This window comes from Acinetobacter sp. C26M (assembly GCF_023702675.1).
Lineage (GTDB): Bacteria > Pseudomonadota > Gammaproteobacteria > Pseudomonadales > Moraxellaceae > Acinetobacter.
In genome coordinates, this window is the sequence record NZ_CP098478.1 from 1,782,558 (window position 1) to 1,800,558 (window position 18,001).

Annotated in this window: 19 protein-coding genes; 14 read left to right on the top strand and 5 right to left on the bottom strand. The window is 39.1% G+C overall.

Annotation, left to right across the window (positions count from 1 at the left end):
* The 6 genes from tadA (at position 1) to NDN11_RS08070 (ending at position 4,345) form a co-directional block, all read left to right on the top strand.
* A complete protein-coding gene (tadA, locus tag NDN11_RS08045) occupies positions 1 to 510 on the top strand; it encodes a tRNA adenosine(34) deaminase TadA (RefSeq protein WP_167246765.1) in 510 nt (169 codons plus the stop codon).
* Between the two features lie 66 nt (positions 511 to 576).
* Complete coding sequence (locus NDN11_RS08050; protein WP_251111332.1) at positions 577 to 1,017, top strand: SRPBCC family protein; 441 nt, start codon at positions 577 to 579, stop codon at positions 1,015 to 1,017.
* A 9-nt stretch (positions 1,018 to 1,026) separates the two neighbouring features.
* Positions 1,027 to 1,707: a (d)CMP kinase gene (gene cmk / locus NDN11_RS08055; RefSeq protein WP_251111333.1), complete on the top strand. Its 681-nt coding sequence runs from the start codon at positions 1,027 to 1,029 to the stop codon at positions 1,705 to 1,707.
* Between the two features lie 115 nt (positions 1,708 to 1,822).
* The gene (gene rpsA / locus NDN11_RS08060) at positions 1,823 to 3,505 is read left to right on the top strand and encodes a 30S ribosomal protein S1 (RefSeq protein WP_004806660.1); all 1,683 of its coding nucleotides are present in this window, start codon (positions 1,823 to 1,825) and stop codon (positions 3,503 to 3,505) included.
* Positions 3,506 to 3,662: 157 nt separating this feature from the next.
* Entirely contained in the window at positions 3,663 to 3,965 is a 303-nt protein-coding gene (locus tag NDN11_RS08065; RefSeq protein WP_004806663.1) for an integration host factor subunit beta, read from the top strand.
* Positions 3,966 to 3,979: 14 nt separating this feature from the next.
* Entirely contained in the window at positions 3,980 to 4,345 is a 366-nt protein-coding gene (locus tag NDN11_RS08070; protein ID WP_016163885.1) for a lipopolysaccharide assembly protein LapA domain-containing protein, read from the top strand.
* Positions 4,346 to 4,430: 85 nt separating this feature from the next.
* Here NDN11_RS08070 and NDN11_RS08075 read toward each other — a convergent pair whose 3' ends face one another.
* The gene (locus tag NDN11_RS08075) at positions 4,431 to 4,757 is read right to left on the bottom strand and encodes an AzlD domain-containing protein (protein ID WP_251111334.1); all 327 of its coding nucleotides are present in this window, start codon (positions 4,755 to 4,757) and stop codon (positions 4,431 to 4,433) included.
* Entirely contained in the window at positions 4,754 to 5,410 is a 657-nt protein-coding gene (locus NDN11_RS08080) for an AzlC family ABC transporter permease (protein ID WP_251111335.1), read from the bottom strand. The genes NDN11_RS08075 and NDN11_RS08080 overlap by 4 nt, the downstream gene beginning before the upstream one ends.
* Positions 5,411 to 5,499: 89 nt before the next feature.
* Here NDN11_RS08080 and NDN11_RS08085 point away from each other — a divergent pair, with 89 nt between their 5' ends.
* Both NDN11_RS08085 and pyrF read left to right on the top strand, forming a co-directional pair.
* The gene (locus NDN11_RS08085) at positions 5,500 to 6,048 is read left to right on the top strand and encodes a helix-turn-helix domain-containing protein (protein ID WP_167246774.1); all 549 of its coding nucleotides are present in this window, start codon (positions 5,500 to 5,502) and stop codon (positions 6,046 to 6,048) included.
* A 112-nt stretch (positions 6,049 to 6,160) separates the two neighbouring features.
* On the top strand, positions 6,161 to 6,841 hold the full coding sequence (pyrF, locus tag NDN11_RS08090; RefSeq protein WP_167246776.1) for an orotidine-5'-phosphate decarboxylase: 681 nt from the start codon (positions 6,161 to 6,163) through the stop codon (positions 6,839 to 6,841).
* Between the two features lie 15 nt (positions 6,842 to 6,856).
* Here pyrF and NDN11_RS08095 read toward each other — a convergent pair whose 3' ends face one another.
* Complete coding sequence (locus NDN11_RS08095) at positions 6,857 to 7,774, bottom strand: LysO family transporter (protein WP_251111336.1); 918 nt, start codon at positions 7,772 to 7,774, stop codon at positions 6,857 to 6,859.
* A gap of 214 nt (positions 7,775 to 7,988) precedes the next feature.
* Between NDN11_RS08095 and NDN11_RS08100 the strand changes: the two genes are divergently transcribed.
* Positions 7,989 to 8,558, top strand: a complete 570-nt coding sequence (locus NDN11_RS08100; RefSeq protein ID WP_167246780.1) for a TetR/AcrR family transcriptional regulator — start codon at positions 7,989 to 7,991, stop codon at positions 8,556 to 8,558.
* A 27-nt stretch (positions 8,559 to 8,585) separates the two neighbouring features.
* Here NDN11_RS08100 and NDN11_RS08105 read toward each other — a convergent pair whose 3' ends face one another.
* Positions 8,586 to 9,812, bottom strand: a complete 1,227-nt coding sequence (locus NDN11_RS08105) for a multidrug effflux MFS transporter (RefSeq protein WP_251111337.1) — start codon at positions 9,810 to 9,812, stop codon at positions 8,586 to 8,588.
* A 239-nt stretch (positions 9,813 to 10,051) separates the two neighbouring features.
* Positions 10,052 to 11,566 carry a flavin-containing monooxygenase gene (locus tag NDN11_RS08110; RefSeq protein WP_251111338.1) on the bottom strand — a complete coding sequence of 505 codons (1,515 nt, stop codon included), beginning with the start codon at positions 11,564 to 11,566 and terminating at the stop codon, positions 10,052 to 10,054.
* Between the two features lie 155 nt (positions 11,567 to 11,721).
* Here NDN11_RS08110 and NDN11_RS08115 point away from each other — a divergent pair, with 155 nt between their 5' ends.
* The 5 genes from NDN11_RS08115 to NDN11_RS08135 all read left to right on the top strand — a co-directional run bounded on the left by NDN11_RS08115 (position 11,722) and on the right by NDN11_RS08135 (position 17,990).
* Entirely contained in the window at positions 11,722 to 12,741 is a 1,020-nt protein-coding gene (locus tag NDN11_RS08115; protein WP_167246786.1) for an AraC family transcriptional regulator, read from the top strand.
* A 118-nt stretch (positions 12,742 to 12,859) separates the two neighbouring features.
* Positions 12,860 to 14,005: a cell division protein ZapE gene (zapE, locus tag NDN11_RS08120; RefSeq protein WP_167246788.1), complete on the top strand. Its 1,146-nt coding sequence runs from the start codon at positions 12,860 to 12,862 to the stop codon at positions 14,003 to 14,005.
* Between the two features lie 293 nt (positions 14,006 to 14,298).
* Complete coding sequence (locus tag NDN11_RS08125; protein ID WP_167246790.1) at positions 14,299 to 16,461, top strand: malate synthase G; 2,163 nt, start codon at positions 14,299 to 14,301, stop codon at positions 16,459 to 16,461.
* Between the two features lie 163 nt (positions 16,462 to 16,624).
* Positions 16,625 to 17,245 carry a 2OG-Fe(II) oxygenase gene (locus tag NDN11_RS08130; protein ID WP_251111339.1) on the top strand — a complete coding sequence of 207 codons (621 nt, stop codon included), beginning with the start codon at positions 16,625 to 16,627 and terminating at the stop codon, positions 17,243 to 17,245.
* A 76-nt stretch (positions 17,246 to 17,321) separates the two neighbouring features.
* Positions 17,322 to 17,990, top strand: a complete 669-nt coding sequence (locus NDN11_RS08135; protein ID WP_251111340.1) for an SOS response-associated peptidase — start codon at positions 17,322 to 17,324, stop codon at positions 17,988 to 17,990.
* Positions 17,991 to 18,001 lie beyond the last annotated feature (11 nt).

Below are 18,001 nucleotides of genomic sequence, written 5' to 3' on the forward strand. Positions count from 1 at the left end.
ATGAATTCTGAAAACTTTAATGATGAATATTGGATGCAGCTTGCCTATGAGCAGGCTGCATTAGCAGCAGCGCAAGGTGAAATACCTGTTGGGGCAATTTTGGTTAGCAATGGGCAGGTAATTGGTGCAGGATACAATGCACCAATCAAATTGTCAGATCCAACAGCACATGCAGAGATACAAGCCTTACGTGCTGCTTGTCAGTCTTTGAATAACTATCGTTTACCTGAAGATACTACACTCTTCGTGACACTCGAACCTTGTACCATGTGTGTGGGCGCATTAATTCATGCACGGATACAGCGTGTAGTTTTTGCTACCACTGAACCTAAAGCAGGGTCATTGGTGAGTGCTAGACAACTGCTAGAAAGTGGTTATTACAATCATAAATTCGCCTTTGAACAAGGCTGCTTACAAGAACAATGCTCATTGCAGTTAAGTGACTTTTTTAAGCAAAGAAGAAATGAGAAGAAGAAAATCCGTTCGTCAAAAACGTCCTTAAATGATTAAAAATGTCTTATGAGTTGTGGCAAACTAAGCCTCCGATGATTTTGGGTCATATCAAAAGGCGAACTTATGCGTAATGCAATCACCATAGAAAAAGAATTTAATGCACCGATTTCCGACGTTTTTGAACTTTTGTCAAAACATGTCACGTATAACAAGGCATTTGCACCTTTACAGGTTGTACGTGTTAAAGACTCCGCTGATCCGCAACGTCCTGATGGTGTAGGTTCGATTCGTCGTATGGGCTTTGGACCAATTAAGCCATTACAGGAAGAAATTACTTTGTTGGAAGAAAATAAGCGTATTGAGTATAAGTTGATTAATAACCCTTTGGTGAAGCATCACTTGGGGCAAATTGACTTTAAAGAAATTACACCTTTTATAACTTTAGTGACTTATAAGATTGAATTTACAGCAAAAGCACCTTTAGTTAGTAAATTAGTTCTTGCACAACTCAAAGCAGCGATTACACTAGGTTTTTCAAAATTAGCCAAATCAGTTGCTTCATAAGAGATGGGAATGACAGTTCATATTATTACGATAGATGGCCCAAGTGGTTCGGGAAAAGGCACACTGGCTGCTAAAATTGCAGCACATTACCAGTTTAATTTATTAGACTCTGGCGCGTTATATCGTTTACTTGGACTGTCATTGTTTCAACGAGGCTTGCTGGATCAAGTCGATACAAACTTAGAGCAATGTGTTGAGTTTGCTACGCATTTAGATATCGAATTTAAAACAACTGAAGCAGCGACGCTTGTTTTTCTGGAGGGTGTAGATGTTACTAACACCATTCGAACGGAACAAGTGGGTGAGTATGCTTCTAAAGTCGCAACAGTGCCTGAATTAAGAAAGGCATTATTCGCGCGCCAACGAGCATTTATTCAAGCACCAGGCTTGGTTGCTGATGGGCGTGATATGGCAACTTCGATTTTTCCAGAGGCTCAAGCGAAAATTTATTTAACGGCATCGGCCGAGTCTCGGGCAGAGCGACGCGTAAAACAGTTGCAGGGCATGGGGCTTGATGCTAAAATAAGCGACATTTTATCTAACATACAGGCTAGAGATAAGAGAGATATGGAGCGCGCTGTTGCTCCGCTCAAGCCAGCTGATGATGCATATATCATTGATAGTTCTACAATAGGCATCGATGAGGTGTTTCAGCTAATGGTTGACTATATCAATAGCTGTATAAAATAGATACACAATTTTTTTATCAGTTGAAGCATTGCTTGATCAGATTTTTTGGACAATGTAACAACTTAACTAAACCGGCCTTGTCTGATCCAAGACCGCGGACTTTATCAGGTATATCATGACCGAATCTTTTGCAGCCCTCTTTGAAGAAAGTGAATTAAACCTCAACGTTGAAAAGGGTGCAGTCATCCAAGGTACTGTTGTTAGTATCGATTCTGACTGGGTTACTGTTGACACTGGCCTTAAATCTGAAGGCGTAGTTGACCGTGCTGAATTTTTAAATGAACAACGTGAACTTGAAGTTCAAGTTGGCGATACTGTTGACGTAGTTGTTGAAGCGCTTGACAACGGTATGGGTCAAACAGTTTTATCACGTGAAAAAGCGAAGCGTGCTGAAACTTGGACTAAACTTGAGAAAATCTTTGAAGACGGCGAAATCGTTACTGGTGTTATCTCTGGTAAGGTTAAAGGCGGTTTCACTGTTGACATCGGTCCTGTACGTGCATTCTTACCAGGTTCTTTAGTTGACACTCGTCCTATCCGTGACACAACTCACCTTGAAGGTAAAGAGTTAGAGTTCAAAGTAATCAAACTTGATGCTAAACGTAACAACGTTGTTGTATCTCGTCGTGCAGTTATGGAAGCTGAATCTTCAGCTGACCGTGAAGCATTGCTTGCTCAACTTGAAGAAGGTCAAACAGTTACAGGTACTATCAAGAACCTTACTGATTACGGCGCGTTCGTTGATCTTGGCGGTATTGATGGTCTTCTACATATCACAGATATGGCTTGGAAGCGTATCAAGCACCCTTCAGAAGTTGTTGAAGTTGGTCAAGAAGTTACTGTTAAAGTACTTAAGTTTGACCGCGAGCGTAACCGCGTATCTTTAGGTCTTAAGCAATTAGGCGAAGATCCATGGTTAGCGATCATGAGCCGTTACCCTAAAGGTTCTATCGTTAAAGCACGTGTTACTAACTTAACTGACTACGGTTGTTTCGCTGAAATCGCTGAAGGCGTTGAAGGTTTAGTACACGTTTCAGAAATGGACCACACAAACAAAAACATCCACCCATCTAAAGTTGTTCAGATCGGTGACGAAGTTGATGTTATGGTTCTTGAAGTTGACGAAGAACGTCGTCGTATTTCATTGGGTATCAAACAAACTCGTGCTAACCCATGGGAAGAGTTTGCTAAAGCAAATGAAAAAGGCGAAAAAGTTTCTGGTACGATCAAGTCAATCACTGACTTCGGTATCTTCATCGGTTTATCTGGTGGTATCGACGGTTTAGTACATTTATCTGACATTTCTTGGAACGAACAAGGCGAAGAAGCTATCCGTCGTTACAAGAAAGGTGACACAGTTGAAGCAGTTATCTTATCTGTAGACGCTGAAGGTAACCGTATCAGCCTTGGTATCAAGCAATTAAACAGCGATCCATTCAATGATTTCTTAGCTGCGAACGAGCGCGGTGCTTTGGTTAAAGGTACTGTGACTGCTGTTGATGCTAAAGGTGCTACAGTTAAATTAGCTGATGACATCGAAGCAACGCTTAAAGCTTCTGAAATCAACCGTGACCGCGTTGAAGATGCAACTAAATTCTTAGAAGTTGGTCAAGAAGTTGAAGCGAAGATCATCAACGTTGATCGTAAATCTCGCTCTATCAACTTGTCTATCAAAGCGAAAGACGAAGCTGAAGAGAAAGAAGCTGTAAACAATGCTCGTCAAGCTGCTGCAACTCAAACTGCAGAAAGCAATGGTCCTAAGACTATTGGTGACTTAATTAAAGCTCAAATGAAGTAATTTGTTAAAAAGTACGTTTCTTGTAACTGAGACGTACTTTTTTATACAAAAATACTGCAAACGGTAGCGTAGTAATCATGTACTGCGCTACCGTTTTGTATTTAAACAGGTTATTATTAAAAACATTGAAAAGTAGCAATAATTAAAGAGGTCATCAATGACTACTGAAGCACTTAATAAATCTGATTTAATTGAACGGATTGCACTTAAAAACCCACACTTGGCTGAACCTTTAGTTGAAGATGCAGTTAAGATTATGATTGATCAAATGATTGAAGCACTTTCAAGTGGCGATCGTATTGAAATCCGTGGTTTTGGTAGTTTTGCATTACATCACCGTGAGCCACGTTTAGGCCGAAATCCTAAAACAGGTCGATCTGTAGATGTTGCAGCGAAAGCAGTCCCACACTTTAAACCTGGTAAAGCACTTCGTGATGCAGTAAACGAATCTGCTGAATAAGAATTGAGGTGTTTATGCGTTATGTATTAATTGCATTACTCGTTGCCATTTTTGGTTATTCACTCGCTCTGGTTCTTCAGAACCCAGCTGAATTACAAGTAGATTTATTATTTACTCAAGTTCCAGCCATGCGTTTAGGTCTACTACTTTTATTGACGCTCGCATTGGGTATCGTTGTGGGTTTATTGCTGGGTGTTCAAGTTTTCCGAGTCTTCCAGACCAGTTGGGAAATTAAACGACTGCGTAAAGATATCGACTATCTTCGAAAAGAGCAGATACAACTTGCACAACAGGCTGCCGCAGAAGCTGCTGCAAGTGTAAGACATGAAAAAACAGTGTTGGATATCAATCCTGAGAGTCAGACTCGTACTCCACTGTAATTAAGAATATTGATGAAGTTATAAACTCGAGAAGATATTATAACTTGACTAAATAGCCCTTTATTTAAAGGGCTATTTTTTTATGCTAAGGAACACCGAGATATCTTAAGAATGCGGTGATGAGCATGGCCACCAAGATAACAACAATCAATGAATATTTTTTCCAAGCAAAAATAATCGCAACTGAGACCCCGATGATTTTGCTGATACCACTAAAATTAGTTTCAGTAAACAGCGTATTGAATATGGCCAAGGTAAACAGAAGCACACAAGCAGAATCGGCAAGAAGTTGTTTGTGATGTTCTTTAAAAGTCATGCGATTGGCTAAGTAAAATCCCGAATAACGAATGAGATAAGTACCAAGGGCAAGTACGGCAATTCCTACAAAGATATAACTTTCACTATATTTCATTTAGATTTGCCTTTGAGTAATAGGCCGAACATAGATACTAAAACAGGTAAGCCTGTTGGTAGTAACGGAATAGAGGCTAAAGATAATGTGCTACCCAAAAACACGCGATTCCGTGTGGTTTTGTTTCTTAGCATAGGTAGGATTAATGCGAAAAGAATGGCAGGGAACGCAGCATCTATACCAAATACGTAGATGTCAGGAATGTTTTTACTCAACAGGTAACCTATAAACACGCCAACTGGCCAAAGAATAGCAATCCCTGATCCGCACATCCAATAAGCCCATTTTTTGGTTTGATCATCTTGTTGGCTCAATCCAAACATGACACTTTCATCATTCATAATGTGGCAAGCGATAAAGCGGTAAGCATTTTTTTCAATAAATGTTGCAACTGATAAGCCAAATGGGAGATGGCGTAAGTTAATCAATATCCCTGTTAAGGCTGCGAAAATAGGGTTTGCGCCTGTTGCAATCATTCCAACGAAGGTAAATTCTGCCGCGCCTGCGAGTACAGTGAGTGAGAGAAGTAATGGAACCCACATCGGTACATCAAAACTTGCTGCAACAGAGCCCAAAGAAATGCCGACAATGCCTGTAGCAATTGAAATAAGGATGATTGCCTTAATTAAACTGTGCCGCTCTTTATCTTGCATCTTTATTTTCTATATCAAACGAACGCACGATATAATAGATTAATTTTATATCGTTCGTCAAAGCGAACGTTCGTTTTTTATGGTGTTATATGGCATTACCAATCGAAATTGTTGCTAAAGGCTTACAACGAGAAAGACAAAAGGCTGGGCTGTCCTTGGCTGAAGTTGCTCGTCGAGCAGGTATTGCAAAATCAACTCTGTCGCAATTAGAAGCGGCTCAAGGGAATCCAAGTCTAGAAACCTTATGGGCTTTGTGTGTGGCTTTGGATATCCCATTTGCGAAGTTAATGGAAAGCAATATCACGCAAACGCAAGTGATCCGTTTTGGTGAAGGACCTTCGGTTTCTTCGGAGATTGCCCATTATCAAGCGATTTTATTGGCAAATTGTCCAACGGGTGCCAGACGAGATGTTTATATGCTAACAACACAGCCAGGTGAGCCACGCTGTAGCCAGCCACACCCGATTGGTAGTGTTGAGCATATTATTATTATGAAAGGTCAGGCTAAGGTAGGGTTGATTTCAGAACCCGTGTTGCTGAGTGAAGGGGATTATATTTGTTACCCAGCGGATCAAGCACATATCTTTGAAGCATTGGAAGTTGATACTAGAGCTATTTTAATATCAGAGCAAAGATAGGTGCATTTCAACCTATCGGAAAAGCTTTTTTTCAATATGATAGTTTTCTTGCTTTGTTCATTGTGTGAATCACTTTATAATTAGCCGATTTTTATGTGATGGAACTAGATTCGTGAGTATTATTGTTGCCCTAGACGCAAAAAGCCAATATGACGCCTTAACAATTGTAGATCAACTGGATCCGTCACTTTGTCGTGTCAAGGTAGGCAAAGAGCTATTTACTCATGAAGGTCCATCCATCGTTAAAAATTTTCAAGACAGAGGTTTTGAGGTTTTCCTTGATTTAAAATTTCACGATATTCCTAACACGACTGCTCAAGCGGTGTGTGCTGCTGCGGATCTCGGTGTGTGGATGGTGAATGTGCATGCATCAGGTGGTCGTAAGATGATGGAAACCTGTGTGGAGCGCCTTAAAGCAGGTAACTACTCAACTCAATTGATTGCGGTGACGGTTCTGACGTCAATGGGCCGTGAAGACTTACGTGATCTAGGTTTGGATATAGAGCCTGTTGAACATGTAAAGCGTTTAGCAAAACTTACTCAAGAGAGTGGATTAGATGGTGTCGTGTGTTCAGCGCAAGAAGCTAAGATCCTTCGCGAAATGTTAGGACAAGAGTTTGCATTGGTCACGCCAGGGATTCGACCTGAAGGTTCAAATGCTGATGATCAAAAGCGTATTGTGACGCCAAAACAAGCAATGTTGGATGGTTCAACTCATTTAGTTATCGGTCGCCCAATTACCAAGGCTGAGAACCCAACTGAAATGTTAAAGTCAATTTTAGCTTCAATCTAATTGGCTACTGTCGCTTTACAATTTTAAGTTCAAAAATAAGCTGATTAATAGTGGCGCGAGCAGTGACAAGATTAATCCGCTCATCATTGCATGTGGTACGTAATGCGTACCACATGATTGTTTGACCATGGCCAGCGTGACATCCATCGAAGTTGCCCCAGCACTTGAAATAGCAGAACGAGGGAAGCGCCAGCCTAGACAATACATCAATAGAATCGCAAAAATTTCTCTAAATAAATCTGTTAATAAGGCAATACCACCCATTTTTGCTGAATGCAATTCAGTAAATAAAATCCCTGACATTGAATACCAACCATAACCTTGAGCCAAGGCCATCACTTCATTCAAACTATAATGGTTGGATAGAATAAAATAGTTAAAGATTGCAGCTAAGCAGGAACCAACAAAAGCTGCGATTGGTACAAGTAGAATTCTCCAACTCAACCAACTACGATCAAACTGAGTGAAGGCTAATTCGATCCCAATCAAAAAAATAAAGATCAGCAATAAATACCAACTATTAAAGCTGATCGCTAAACTTGCGCTATTAACTATGACGCCTAATAGAATACCAACACCCAAAGCCAAAAATGCTTTAACGATATTCTTGAGTGCATTGAGAAACAGGTGTAAGGAAATTTTTCCTTGGATACTTTGTCGATCAATCAGTTTGTAGGTGATCAAGCAAATAAAAAATGAACCAATTGAAGTGGTGAATGCAATCAGTAACGCTGGTGGTAGAATAGCAGTAGGATTTTGAACGTGATTTAAGGCTTGAGTCAGCTCAAATGCGACACTAATCAGTAAAATATAAGAAAAATAGGGCAGTATTTTAAATACGAATTGTTTAATTGTTTGTGATAAATGTGGCCCAACAAAATAGCCTAAGCTAATGCAGACAAAAATTTGGAAGATTAAAACAAAAGAGGTCATATCATCAAAGCGTTTATAGTGCTGATTTATTATGCAGGGAAATCCGATACTTGGATAGATTTATATATCACTTGATATAGAATGCTTTGCAATAAAAGTGCATTTAAACAGATCAGAAGTTGTGAATCTGATTGATTCACTTCATTGTTGTACATAACTATGAATATCAGGTTGGCTGAAATATACTTTTGTAAGAAATAGAGGTAAATGATTTGTGACAGCAGCTAAGATTCAAAAAATTGCTTTGGAGCGTTTTGCAAAACAAGGTTTTGCAGCAACATCCTTAAATGAAATTGCGACGGATGTTGGAATTAAAAAACCTTCAATTTATGCGCATTTTAAGAATAAAGATGAACTGTATCTGAGCTTGATCCCGATCATGATTGATGAAGAGTTGGGACATGCCAAAATCGTCTTGCAAGGTGGCACGGAAATTCAGCAGCAATTACATACGTATTTAGCTGGTATCGAGCAACGCTTTAATGAATCTTATGGGGTTCAGTTTTGGATGAATGCTTTAATTAGTCCGCCAGTACATTTGTATGATCAAGTAATTGAACCGATGCATGTCTTTATGGCAGAACTCGAGCAAGTATTTTCTCAGGCTATTCAGCACTCAGTTTTGATGGAAAATAAGTATCAACTGGATAGTTTAGTTTTGGCTCGAGTGTGTATGAGCTTTGTTGATGCATTACAAAGTGAGCTGATTTATGGTGGACGAGAAAAATTTCAACTGAGACTTGATGCGATTTTAAAAGCACTGGATATTCTGATCAGCACTTAATTCAAGTAGCTGATCAGCGAATGATGATTATTCAGTTTCTAATGCAGAGAATTCTCCGCATTGTTTAAATGCGGCATAAACACATAAGCCAAGTGCAATTACTCCGCAAAGGAATAAACTGGCTGGAAGAAGACTGATACTGATTGTAAAAAAGCTCACGATCAAGCCAATCAGCGAAGCAAAGGCATATTGCAATAAACCCATCAATGATGAGGCTGCACCTGTCAAATTCTGTGGGCTTTGCTGCATGGTTAATGCAGTTAGATTGCCAAAAATAAAGCCAGTAGACCAGATACTTAGCCCTAAGAGAACAATGTATTGCCATAAATTCAAATCATAAAAATAAACGCTCAGCATTAAAATAAAACTGGAACCACTAAATATACACATGCCCAGCACTAGTAATTGTTGAGCTGACCAACGTTTCAGCAATAGGATGGAGATCTGGCCGAATATAATAAGCCCAACAGCATTGGCTGCAAATAAAGTACTGAAAGCTTGATTATGAATATGATAATGCTGAATAAAAATAAAGGGAGATTGGCTAAGATAAACGAAGAATCCCCCTAAGATAAAACCACCTGCCAAGGTATAACTGATAAAGCTTTTATTAAGACACAGGGCTTGATAACTGTTTTTGATCACTGAGAATTGTAAGGTTTGTCTATACTGTGGTTTTAATGTTTCTGGGATGGCTTGGCTTCCCCATAACCATAAAATTCCACCCAATATCGCTAAGGTGTAGAAAATAAAATGCCAAGAGCCAAACTGTAGAATCATACTGCCAAACAGAGGTGCAATGATTGGAACAATCATCATCACTTGCATCAGAATAGAGAAATTTTGAGCACTGGTTTTGGCATCGCATACATCTGAAATGATTGCTCTGGGAACAACTAGACCAGCAGAAGCACCTATTGCTTGTAAGAAACGTGCCGCCAATAGCCATTCAATTGTTGGTGCAAATGCAGCCAATAAAGAGCCTAAGATGAAAATTGCTATTCCGATCAGTAAAGGCTTACGGCGACCAAAACGATCTAACAGCGGGCCATAAAGTCCTTGGCCAATCGCAAGGCCAATCAGAAAGACCGAAAGCGTGAGTTGTATATGACCAGGTGAGGTTGCAAAACTTTCTGCTAAAAGTGGAAAAGCAGGTAAATAAATATCAATCGCCAATGCATCTAAGGCGGTGAATAAGGAGAGCAGCAGTAACAAAGACCAACTGATCTTGGTCATAGGGAGAGCAGATTTCATCTTTTGTATACTCTTACGAGGAATGAACATAATAAATTTTACCCACCTACCTAACGGTAGGTAGTTAAAATATTAGCATGAATATTTTGTTCTGTGCATAAAAGTGAGTAATTTTTGAAATTCAAATAAGACAGGAGGTGTAATGTAAGCAAATAAAACAGTCAAATCTGATGGGTGTACTCGAAATAAAAAACACCTTTGAGGATCAAAGGTGTTTTTTGGAAATAAGGCTATCTTATTTAGGCAACACTGCTTTTTTCTTCAGTTGCCGTACTGATAAAGTTATAGTCTGCTACATTCACTTTACGAGTTTCTAACCAGAACCTCCAAGTATAAGTTGGCCATAAAGAGAAGTTTTTACCATCGGCCGCTTGATACCAACTACTACAACCACCTGCTTGCCAAACTGTACCTTTAAGTTGATCTTGAACACGTTGATTGAACTGGTCTTGCACTTCGTGCTTGATCTCAATCGCTTGTGTACCGGTTTTATCAACGGTTTGGATGAGTTGTAGAATATAGTTGACCTGAGACTCAATCATGAAAATAACTGAGTTATGTCCAAGAATAGTGTTTGGTCCAAGTAACTGAAATAAATTTGGGAAATTTTTGGTACTCACGCCATAATAACTTTCAGCCCCATCTTTCCATGCTTGCTTAAGTTCAATGCCATTGCGACCAACACAGTTAAAATGCTTTAGATAAATACGTGGGTCTGTAATAAAGCCTGTACCGTAAATCAAACAATCGATCTGACGTTCTTTACCATCTTTGGTAATGATGCTATTGGCTGTAATTTCTTGAATAGCATCGGTCACTAACTCAACATTTTTACGGTTAAATGTTGGGAAGTATTTATTTGAGATTAAAATACGTTTGCAACCCATGACAAAGTCAGGAGTAAGTTTCTTGGCAAGCTCTTTGTCTTTTACTTGATAACGAATGAATGCTTCAGCCAGTTTCTGCCCATACTTCATGATTTGTGGTTGTACGATCGGCACTACACGTGATTCATTAGTCCAGTATAAACGGGTACGATGAATCTGGCGGTAGATATTAGAGGCTTTAAATAAAGATTTACTAAGTTGCGAGTATTTACGTTCATCACGAGGAATAACCCAAGCGGCAGTACGTTGTAATACATACAATTGTTTTACTTCAGCTGCAATTTCAGGAATATACTGAATCGCACTGCCGCCTGTACCAATAGAAGCAACCGATTTACCTGTCAAATCGTAGTCGTGATCCCATTGCGAAGAATGGAACACTTTGCCTTTGAATTTCTCAATGCCGTTTATATGTGGAATTTGTGGTACATGTAATGGGCCAGAGGCAAAAATAACGAATTGTGCTTCTAGTGTTGGCTGATCTTTAAACTCTAAAATCCACAGATTACGACTTTCATCAAATTCTGCATTGGTGACTTCGTGATTGAATCTAGCGTAGTCTTTTAATTTGTATTGTTCAGTAATATCTTGAATATAGGTGAAAATTTCATCTGCTTCAGCATAACGTTTTGACCAGTCGGTTTTAGGTGCAAAGGAGAGAGAATACATGTGAGATTGAACATCACATGCTGCGCCTGGGTATTGGTTTTCACGCCATGTACCACCAACATTGTCGGTTTTTTCCAAAATTACAAAATCATTGATTTGACTTTGTAAAAGGCGAATAGCCATCGCTAAACCACCAAAACCGGCACCAATAATTGCAACTTTAGTTTTTTGAATCGCATTTTTGGTTACATCACGCATAGTCTATATCCTATACAGCTAAATTTTGTGCAATTTTAACGGTTTTATACAGATTAAATATGATTGTATCGACGCAAAACTTGATCATTTCGGCAATTCATTTGTCCGTATTTTTATAGTAAAACATTAAAGTTTTGAGAACTGCATTTGGAACTATGAAGAGATCTATCCTCGGATTGATGTATTTGATTCAAGGCATGCGTCATGTCGGTATTGATGTGGATGCACGTTTAGCAAATATGGGAATACAAGCCGATGCTTTAGATCCAAGCTCAATTATTCCTGACGAAATTGAATGGGACATCATGCAGCATATTAGTCAGGATATTTCACCTGAACAAGGTCTATTCATTGGGCAGCACTATGCTTTGGCTGGCTATGGTCCATTTCTGATGTTACTGGTGACCAGTGATACCTTGCATCGAGCCTTATTAAATGGGGTGCAGTTCCAGCAACTGACTCATCTTTTTGGTTCATTGCAGCTAAAGATAGAAGATGACTTAATACATTTACTTTACCGACCAATTGATTTAAGTATGCATTTAGGTCAATTGAGAGCGCAATGCGAAATATCAGGGACTTATAAGTTTCTACAGGACATCTTTAAAATGATGGGCTTGGATGTGCCTAAGATTCAGATTGAATTGCCATTTCAGCGCCCTAAAGATATAAGTTTGCTTGCTGCTTATCAGGACTACTATGGACAAGATGTTAAATTTGGATGTGCACAAGCAGCCTTTATTTTAGAAAATACACAAATTTTAAATACAAAAATTCCATCTGCTGATATTTTGACGTATCGTATTTATGAAGAAAAATGCCTACAGGATATTGCACATTTAGAGAAGAGTGCAGTACTCAAATTAACCGTTGTTGAGTATGTGCAAGATTATTTGGAAATGCAAAATGGCGTCATGCCGACCATGGCTGAAACAGCTTGTGCTTTGAGTATTCCTGAACGGACTCTAAGGCATCAATTGCAGCAAATGCAGACCAGCTATAAAGAAATCCGTGAAAGATTGATTAAACAAAAGGCGATTAAGTTTATTGAAAATAGTTCTTATTCAATTGAACAGGTCGCTGAAATGTTGGGTTACTCTGAACCTGCAGCTTTCAATCATGCGTTTAAAAGATGGTTTGGTTTAAGTCCTAGACAATATAATCGAAATCATTAAATGATTAAAAATGGTACATTTTGATGTTTAAACTCTATGATAATTAAGCCTAAAATCTAATGCCATTGAACAGAATGTTCGATATAATTTTCATCAATTAAAATTGCAATAACACCTTATGTCAAATTCTAAACCAGACTCACATAGCACTGCATATATCCCGACTTCACCTGCTGAGCGTTATGCTCAAGCACTCGAGTCAGGGCAATTCATGCCAGATGAGGCTCAAGCACAAGCAGTGCAAGAGTTGGATCGAGTATGGAAAGAGTTACTCACTCGCTATAAAGCATCCAAGAAAGCGTTTCGACGTTTCCGTCGCCAAACCTATCCAAAGGGTGTTTATATGTGGGGTGGTGTCGGCCGTGGAAAAACATGGTTAATGGACCAGTTCTATGAATCTGTTCCATTCCGCCGTAAAACACGTATGCATTTCCATCACTTTATGCAACATGTACATAAAGAGTTGAATAAACTTTCTGGACAACGTAACCCTTTAGATTTGGTTGCGGATCAGATTTATAAAGATGCTGTTGTGATTTGCTTTGACGAATTTTTCGTATCAAATGTCACAGATGCAATGATCTTAAGTGACCTATTTCAAAAGCTATTCGAACGCGGCATTACTTTGATTGCGACCTCGAATATTGCGCCAGATGGCCTATATAAAAATGGCATTCACCGTGATCGTTTCTTGCCGACAATTGAGTTGGTGAAAAAGAACTGTACCGTGCTCAATGTTGATGCAGGTGTAGATTATCGTTTACGTGTCTTAAAACAAGCGCAATTGTTTAAATATCCATTAACAGCAGATGCTCAAGAGTGGTTGTTCGGTCGTTTTAAAGCGCTGACTCAAACTCAGACTCAATCTAATTCTCCAATCATGATCAATAATCGCGTGGTAGAAACTTTAGGGCATACCGAAGACGTTTTATGGTGCGAGTTTTCCGAGTTATGTTTTAAGCCTCGTAGCCCAGCAGACTTTATCGAAATTGCGAATATCTATAATACGGTATTGGTGAGTAACGTTCCGCATTTGACTGATTTCCTGTCTGAAGGAACACGTCGCTTTATTTATTTGGTCGATGAATTCTATGATCGTGGGGTAAAACTCATTTTAACGTCAGAAGATTCAATCATTGAACTTTATGAAGGCGATAAACTGGCTTTTGAAATTGAACGGACACGTTCACGTTTATTAGAAATGCAATCGGATGATTACCTGCATTCGGAGCATCGACAGATTCAAGTTACACAAACTTCATAAATCAAAAAAGGCATTCTTCGGAATGCCTTTTTTCATAAACTTACATTGATAAGGCTTTATTCTTGGTTGAATTTTGCTATAACTAGATGAGTTTGAAAAAGGGAGTAGATTGCATAACTAGAAAACAAAGCACCCATCATTTGATATTTTGATAGATATAAAAAACAACGTTTGTCAATACTTCTAATGGGGAAAATGCTTACTATTTAGGAATGTGATATTACTATTCAGGCTAGTATAAATCAGTATACTAGAATTCTTGTTATAAAAAGTTAGCACCATCAGGAAAGACAATGACTGCACGTATTCAAAAAGGCAAGCTAGCGATTGCTAAAGAACTTTACGATTTCATCGAAAATGAAGCTTTACCAGGTACTGGTTTAGATAGTGAAACTTACTGGAAAAACTTCGAGCAAGTCGTTGTAGACCTTAGCCCAAAGAACAAAGCATTATTGGCTAAGCGTGATGATCTTCAAGCGAAGATTGATGAATGGCATCGCAACAACAAATTTGAATTAAATGCTTACAAGGCATTCTTAACTGAAATTGGTTACCTCGTACCAGAAGTTGCTGACTTTGAAGTTACGACTGAAAATGTTGATGAAGAAATTGCATTATTAGCTGGTCCACAATTGGTTGTACCGGTACGTAACGCACGTTATAGCTTGAATGCTGCAAATGCACGTTGGGGTTCTTTATATGACGCACTGTATGGTACAGACGTTATTTCTGAAGAAGGTGGCGCAGAGAAAGGCAAAGGTTATAACCCAGTTCGTGGCGATAAAGTTATTGCTTTTGCAAAGAACTTTTTAAACCAAACTTTCCCGTTGGCGCAAGGTTCGCATGAAGATGCAACTAAATATGCAATCGTGAATAACGGTTTGGTTGTGACTTTAAAAGATGGTTCAACTACATCTTTAGCGCATGAATCACAATTTGTAGGTTTCAATGGTGAGGCTGCAAACCCAACTGAGATCGTTTTATTAAATAACGGTTTGCATGTAATTATCGAAATTGACGCGAACAGCCCAGTGGGTAAGACGGATGCTGCTGGTGTTAAAGACTTAACACTTGAAGCTGCAGTGACCACGATCCAAGATTTGGAAGACTCTGTTGCAGCAGTTGATGCTGAAGAGAAAGTAGAAGGCTACCGTAACTGGTTAGGTCTAATGAAAGGTGACTTACAAGAGTCAATCGAGAAGAATGGTAAAACAGTTACTCGTACTTTAAACAAAGACCGTACTGTACAGAACCTGATTGGTGGAACCACAACCTTACATGGCCGTTCATTAATGTTACTTCGTAACGTAGGTCACTTAATGACAAACCCTGCGATCCTTGTTGAAGGTGAAGAAGTGTTTGAAGGTATCATGGATGCCCTAGTGACTCCATTGCTGACAGTGGCAGATATTCGTGGCCAAAATGAGAACAAGAACTCTCGTAAAGGCTCAATGTATATTGTTAAACCAAAAATGCATGGTCCAGAAGAAGTTGCGTTTGCAGTTGAATTATTTGAGCGTGCTGAACAAGCTATTGGCTTACCAGCAAAATCACTCAAAATTGGTATTATGGATGAAGAACGTCGTACCTCTGTAAACTTGAAAAACTGTATTGCTGCTGCGAAAGACCGCACTATCTTTATTAACACAGGTTTTATGGACCGTACCGGTGACGAAATCCATACATCTATGGAAGCTGCGCCAGTTGTTCGTAAAGAAGCCGTTAAAACCCAAAAATGGATTGCTGCTTACGAAAACCGTAACGTTGCAATTGGTTTAGCATGTGGTTTACAAGGTAAAGCGCAAATTGGTAAAGGTATGTGGCCAAAGCCAGATAGCATGAAAGATATGTTGGCGACTAAGACAGCTCATCCAAATGCAGGTGCAACTTGTGCATGGGTTCCATCTCCAACAGGTGCGGTGCTTCATGCTTTGCACTACCATCAAATCAACGTAAAAGCACGTCAAGATGTATTGGCTGCTGAAGATATGTTGACTTTAGATGACTTGTTAACGCCGCCATTCGCACCAGAAACAAACTGGACTGCGGAAGAACTAAACAACGAACTTGAAAATAACTGTCAAGGTATCTTGGGTTATGTGGTTCGTTGGGTAGACTTGGGTGTTGGTTGTTCTAAAGTGCCAGACATTAACAACGTTGGCTTAATGGAAGATCGTGCAACTTTACGTATCTCTTCTCAACACGTTGCAAACTGGTTACGTCACGGTATCGTTACACGTGCGCAAGTTGAAGAAGTACTTAAACGTATGGCTGTGATTGTTGATCAGCAAAATGCCAATGATCCATTGTATACACCAATGGCACCAAACTTTGATGGTATTGCATTCCAAGCCGCTTCTGACTTGATCTTCAAGGGTGCAGAGCAGCCATCAGGTTATACAGAGCCATTGTTACATGCTGCACGTTTAAAGTTAAAAGGTTATACAGGTGATTAATATCATCTAGAAAACAAAAAGCCTCTTCGGAGGCTTTTTTTGTGGGAGTTATATTAAGCAGACATCTATTATTTTCATCATCATCTAAAACAGGATAAAACATTATCCTGATGAAATTTTTGCTATAATTCTCGTAGTTTGAATATTTAGACGAATCATAACGATGTCACAAATTTTAAAATTAGATGCTTTAAAACAAGCGCAAGTTTCGACTTCGCCATATCCTTATTTTGTTGTGGAAAATTCGATTATTGATAGTGAAGTGAAAGCTGTTATTCAGGATTTCCCTAAGATTGAACAGGGTGGTAGCTATAACATTGAAGATGTTGAAATTAAGCCTAATTTTGATCGCTTTCTAAAATCATTAGATACTAAAGAGTTTCGCCAAATCCTCACAGAAAAATTTGATGTAGATGTGATGGAACATCCGATGATGATCACTTTACGTGGTTATTCACGTCAAAAAGATGGTCGTATTCATTCAGACTCGAAAACCAAATTGCTGACAATTCTGATCTATTTAAACGAATCATGGGATGCGCCTACAGGGCGTTTACGTATCCTAAATGATGAAAAGAATATGGATGACTACGTTGAAGAGATCAATGCAGGTCCAGGTACTTTGATTGCATTTAAAGTGACTGATAATGGTTGGCATGGCTATGTTCCTTATGAAGGGCAGCGCCAGTCGATTCAAATTAACTTCTTGACCAGTGATAAAGCCAATGCTAAGCACCGTTTTATCCACGGCCTAAGTGCAAAAATGAAAAAAATATTTGGCTAATTTTTGTGAAATAAAAAAGGAGGGCTGAGACCTCCTTTTTTTAACTTTATTGTTATGGGTAAATACTGAATGAACTATGTGTGCTAACTATAAACCATTAACTTTCGAGCAAGCTAAGCAACTTGAGTTACCTTTGATTCCTTTTGGATATGTGGAGGAGGTTTATCCAAGCTACACAACACCTTTGTTATTTAAATCGGAGCAGGGGCTGGAGTGGAGGGAGGTGTTGTTTGGTTTGGTACCAAAATGGTCGGAAGATACCAATATTTCCAAGCATACTTACAATGCACGGCATGAAACCATTTTTCAGAAACCTAGTTTCTTGGAGGCAGCTTCAAAGTGCAAATTTGGTGTCATTCCCGTTTCTGAGTTTTATGAAAGCAAATATATTGATAATAAGCCACAACGTTGGGGTGTCCGCCGTAAAGATGGGCAAGCATTTTACATTGCTGCCTTATATGAGATCCGAAAGTTGAATGAGCAGATCATTCGTTCAGCAAGCATGCTCACGATGGATGCGATAGACCATCCGATGATGAGAGACTTCCACGAACCAGGTGATGTGAAGCGTTCAGTAGTCGTCATTCCTCATGAACGTCTAGATGAATGGCTAAGCTTAAAACAACCCCATCAACTTTATGAATTTATGAAAGGTTTCCCTGTAGAAGAGTTTGAATGTTCACATGTCCCCAAAGCCAAGATTGAAAAAGTGACACCGCAACTGAATATGTTTGATCGAGCTTAATCTTTGATTTG

Coding starts and splice junctions, on each gene's coding strand:
- rpsA (WP_004806660.1), top strand. CDS start 1,823: ATGACCGAATCTTTTGCAGCCCTCTTTGAAGAAAGTGAATTAAACCTC.
- zapE (WP_167246788.1), top strand. CDS start 12,860: ATGTCAAATTCTAAACCAGACTCACATAGCACTGCATATATCCCGACT.
- NDN11_RS08075 (WP_251111334.1), bottom strand. CDS start 4,757: ATGAAATATAGTGAAAGTTATATCTTTGTAGGAATTGCCGTACTTGCC.
- NDN11_RS08095 (WP_251111336.1), bottom strand. CDS start 7,774: ATGACCTCTTTTGTTTTAATCTTCCAAATTTTTGTCTGCATTAGCTTA.
- NDN11_RS08110 (WP_251111338.1), bottom strand. CDS start 11,566: ATGCGTGATGTAACCAAAAATGCGATTCAAAAAACTAAAGTTGCAATT.
- NDN11_RS08050 (WP_251111332.1), top strand. CDS start 577: ATGCGTAATGCAATCACCATAGAAAAAGAATTTAATGCACCGATTTCC.
- NDN11_RS08065 (WP_004806663.1), top strand. CDS start 3,663: ATGACTACTGAAGCACTTAATAAATCTGATTTAATTGAACGGATTGCA.
- NDN11_RS08130 (WP_251111339.1), top strand. CDS start 16,625: ATGTCACAAATTTTAAAATTAGATGCTTTAAAACAAGCGCAAGTTTCG.
- NDN11_RS08070 (WP_016163885.1), top strand. CDS start 3,980: ATGCGTTATGTATTAATTGCATTACTCGTTGCCATTTTTGGTTATTCA.
- NDN11_RS08135 (WP_251111340.1), top strand. CDS start 17,322: ATGTGTGCTAACTATAAACCATTAACTTTCGAGCAAGCTAAGCAACTT.
- NDN11_RS08105 (WP_251111337.1), bottom strand. CDS start 9,812: ATGAAATCTGCTCTCCCTATGACCAAGATCAGTTGGTCTTTGTTACTG.
- NDN11_RS08125 (WP_167246790.1), top strand. CDS start 14,299: ATGACTGCACGTATTCAAAAAGGCAAGCTAGCGATTGCTAAAGAACTT.
- NDN11_RS08115 (WP_167246786.1), top strand. CDS start 11,722: ATGAAGAGATCTATCCTCGGATTGATGTATTTGATTCAAGGCATGCGT.
- NDN11_RS08080 (WP_251111335.1), bottom strand. CDS start 5,410: ATGCAAGATAAAGAGCGGCACAGTTTAATTAAGGCAATCATCCTTATT.
- tadA (WP_167246765.1), top strand. CDS start 1: ATGAATTCTGAAAACTTTAATGATGAATATTGGATGCAGCTTGCCTAT.
- cmk (WP_251111333.1), top strand. CDS start 1,027: ATGACAGTTCATATTATTACGATAGATGGCCCAAGTGGTTCGGGAAAA.
- NDN11_RS08085 (WP_167246774.1), top strand. CDS start 5,500: ATGGCATTACCAATCGAAATTGTTGCTAAAGGCTTACAACGAGAAAGA.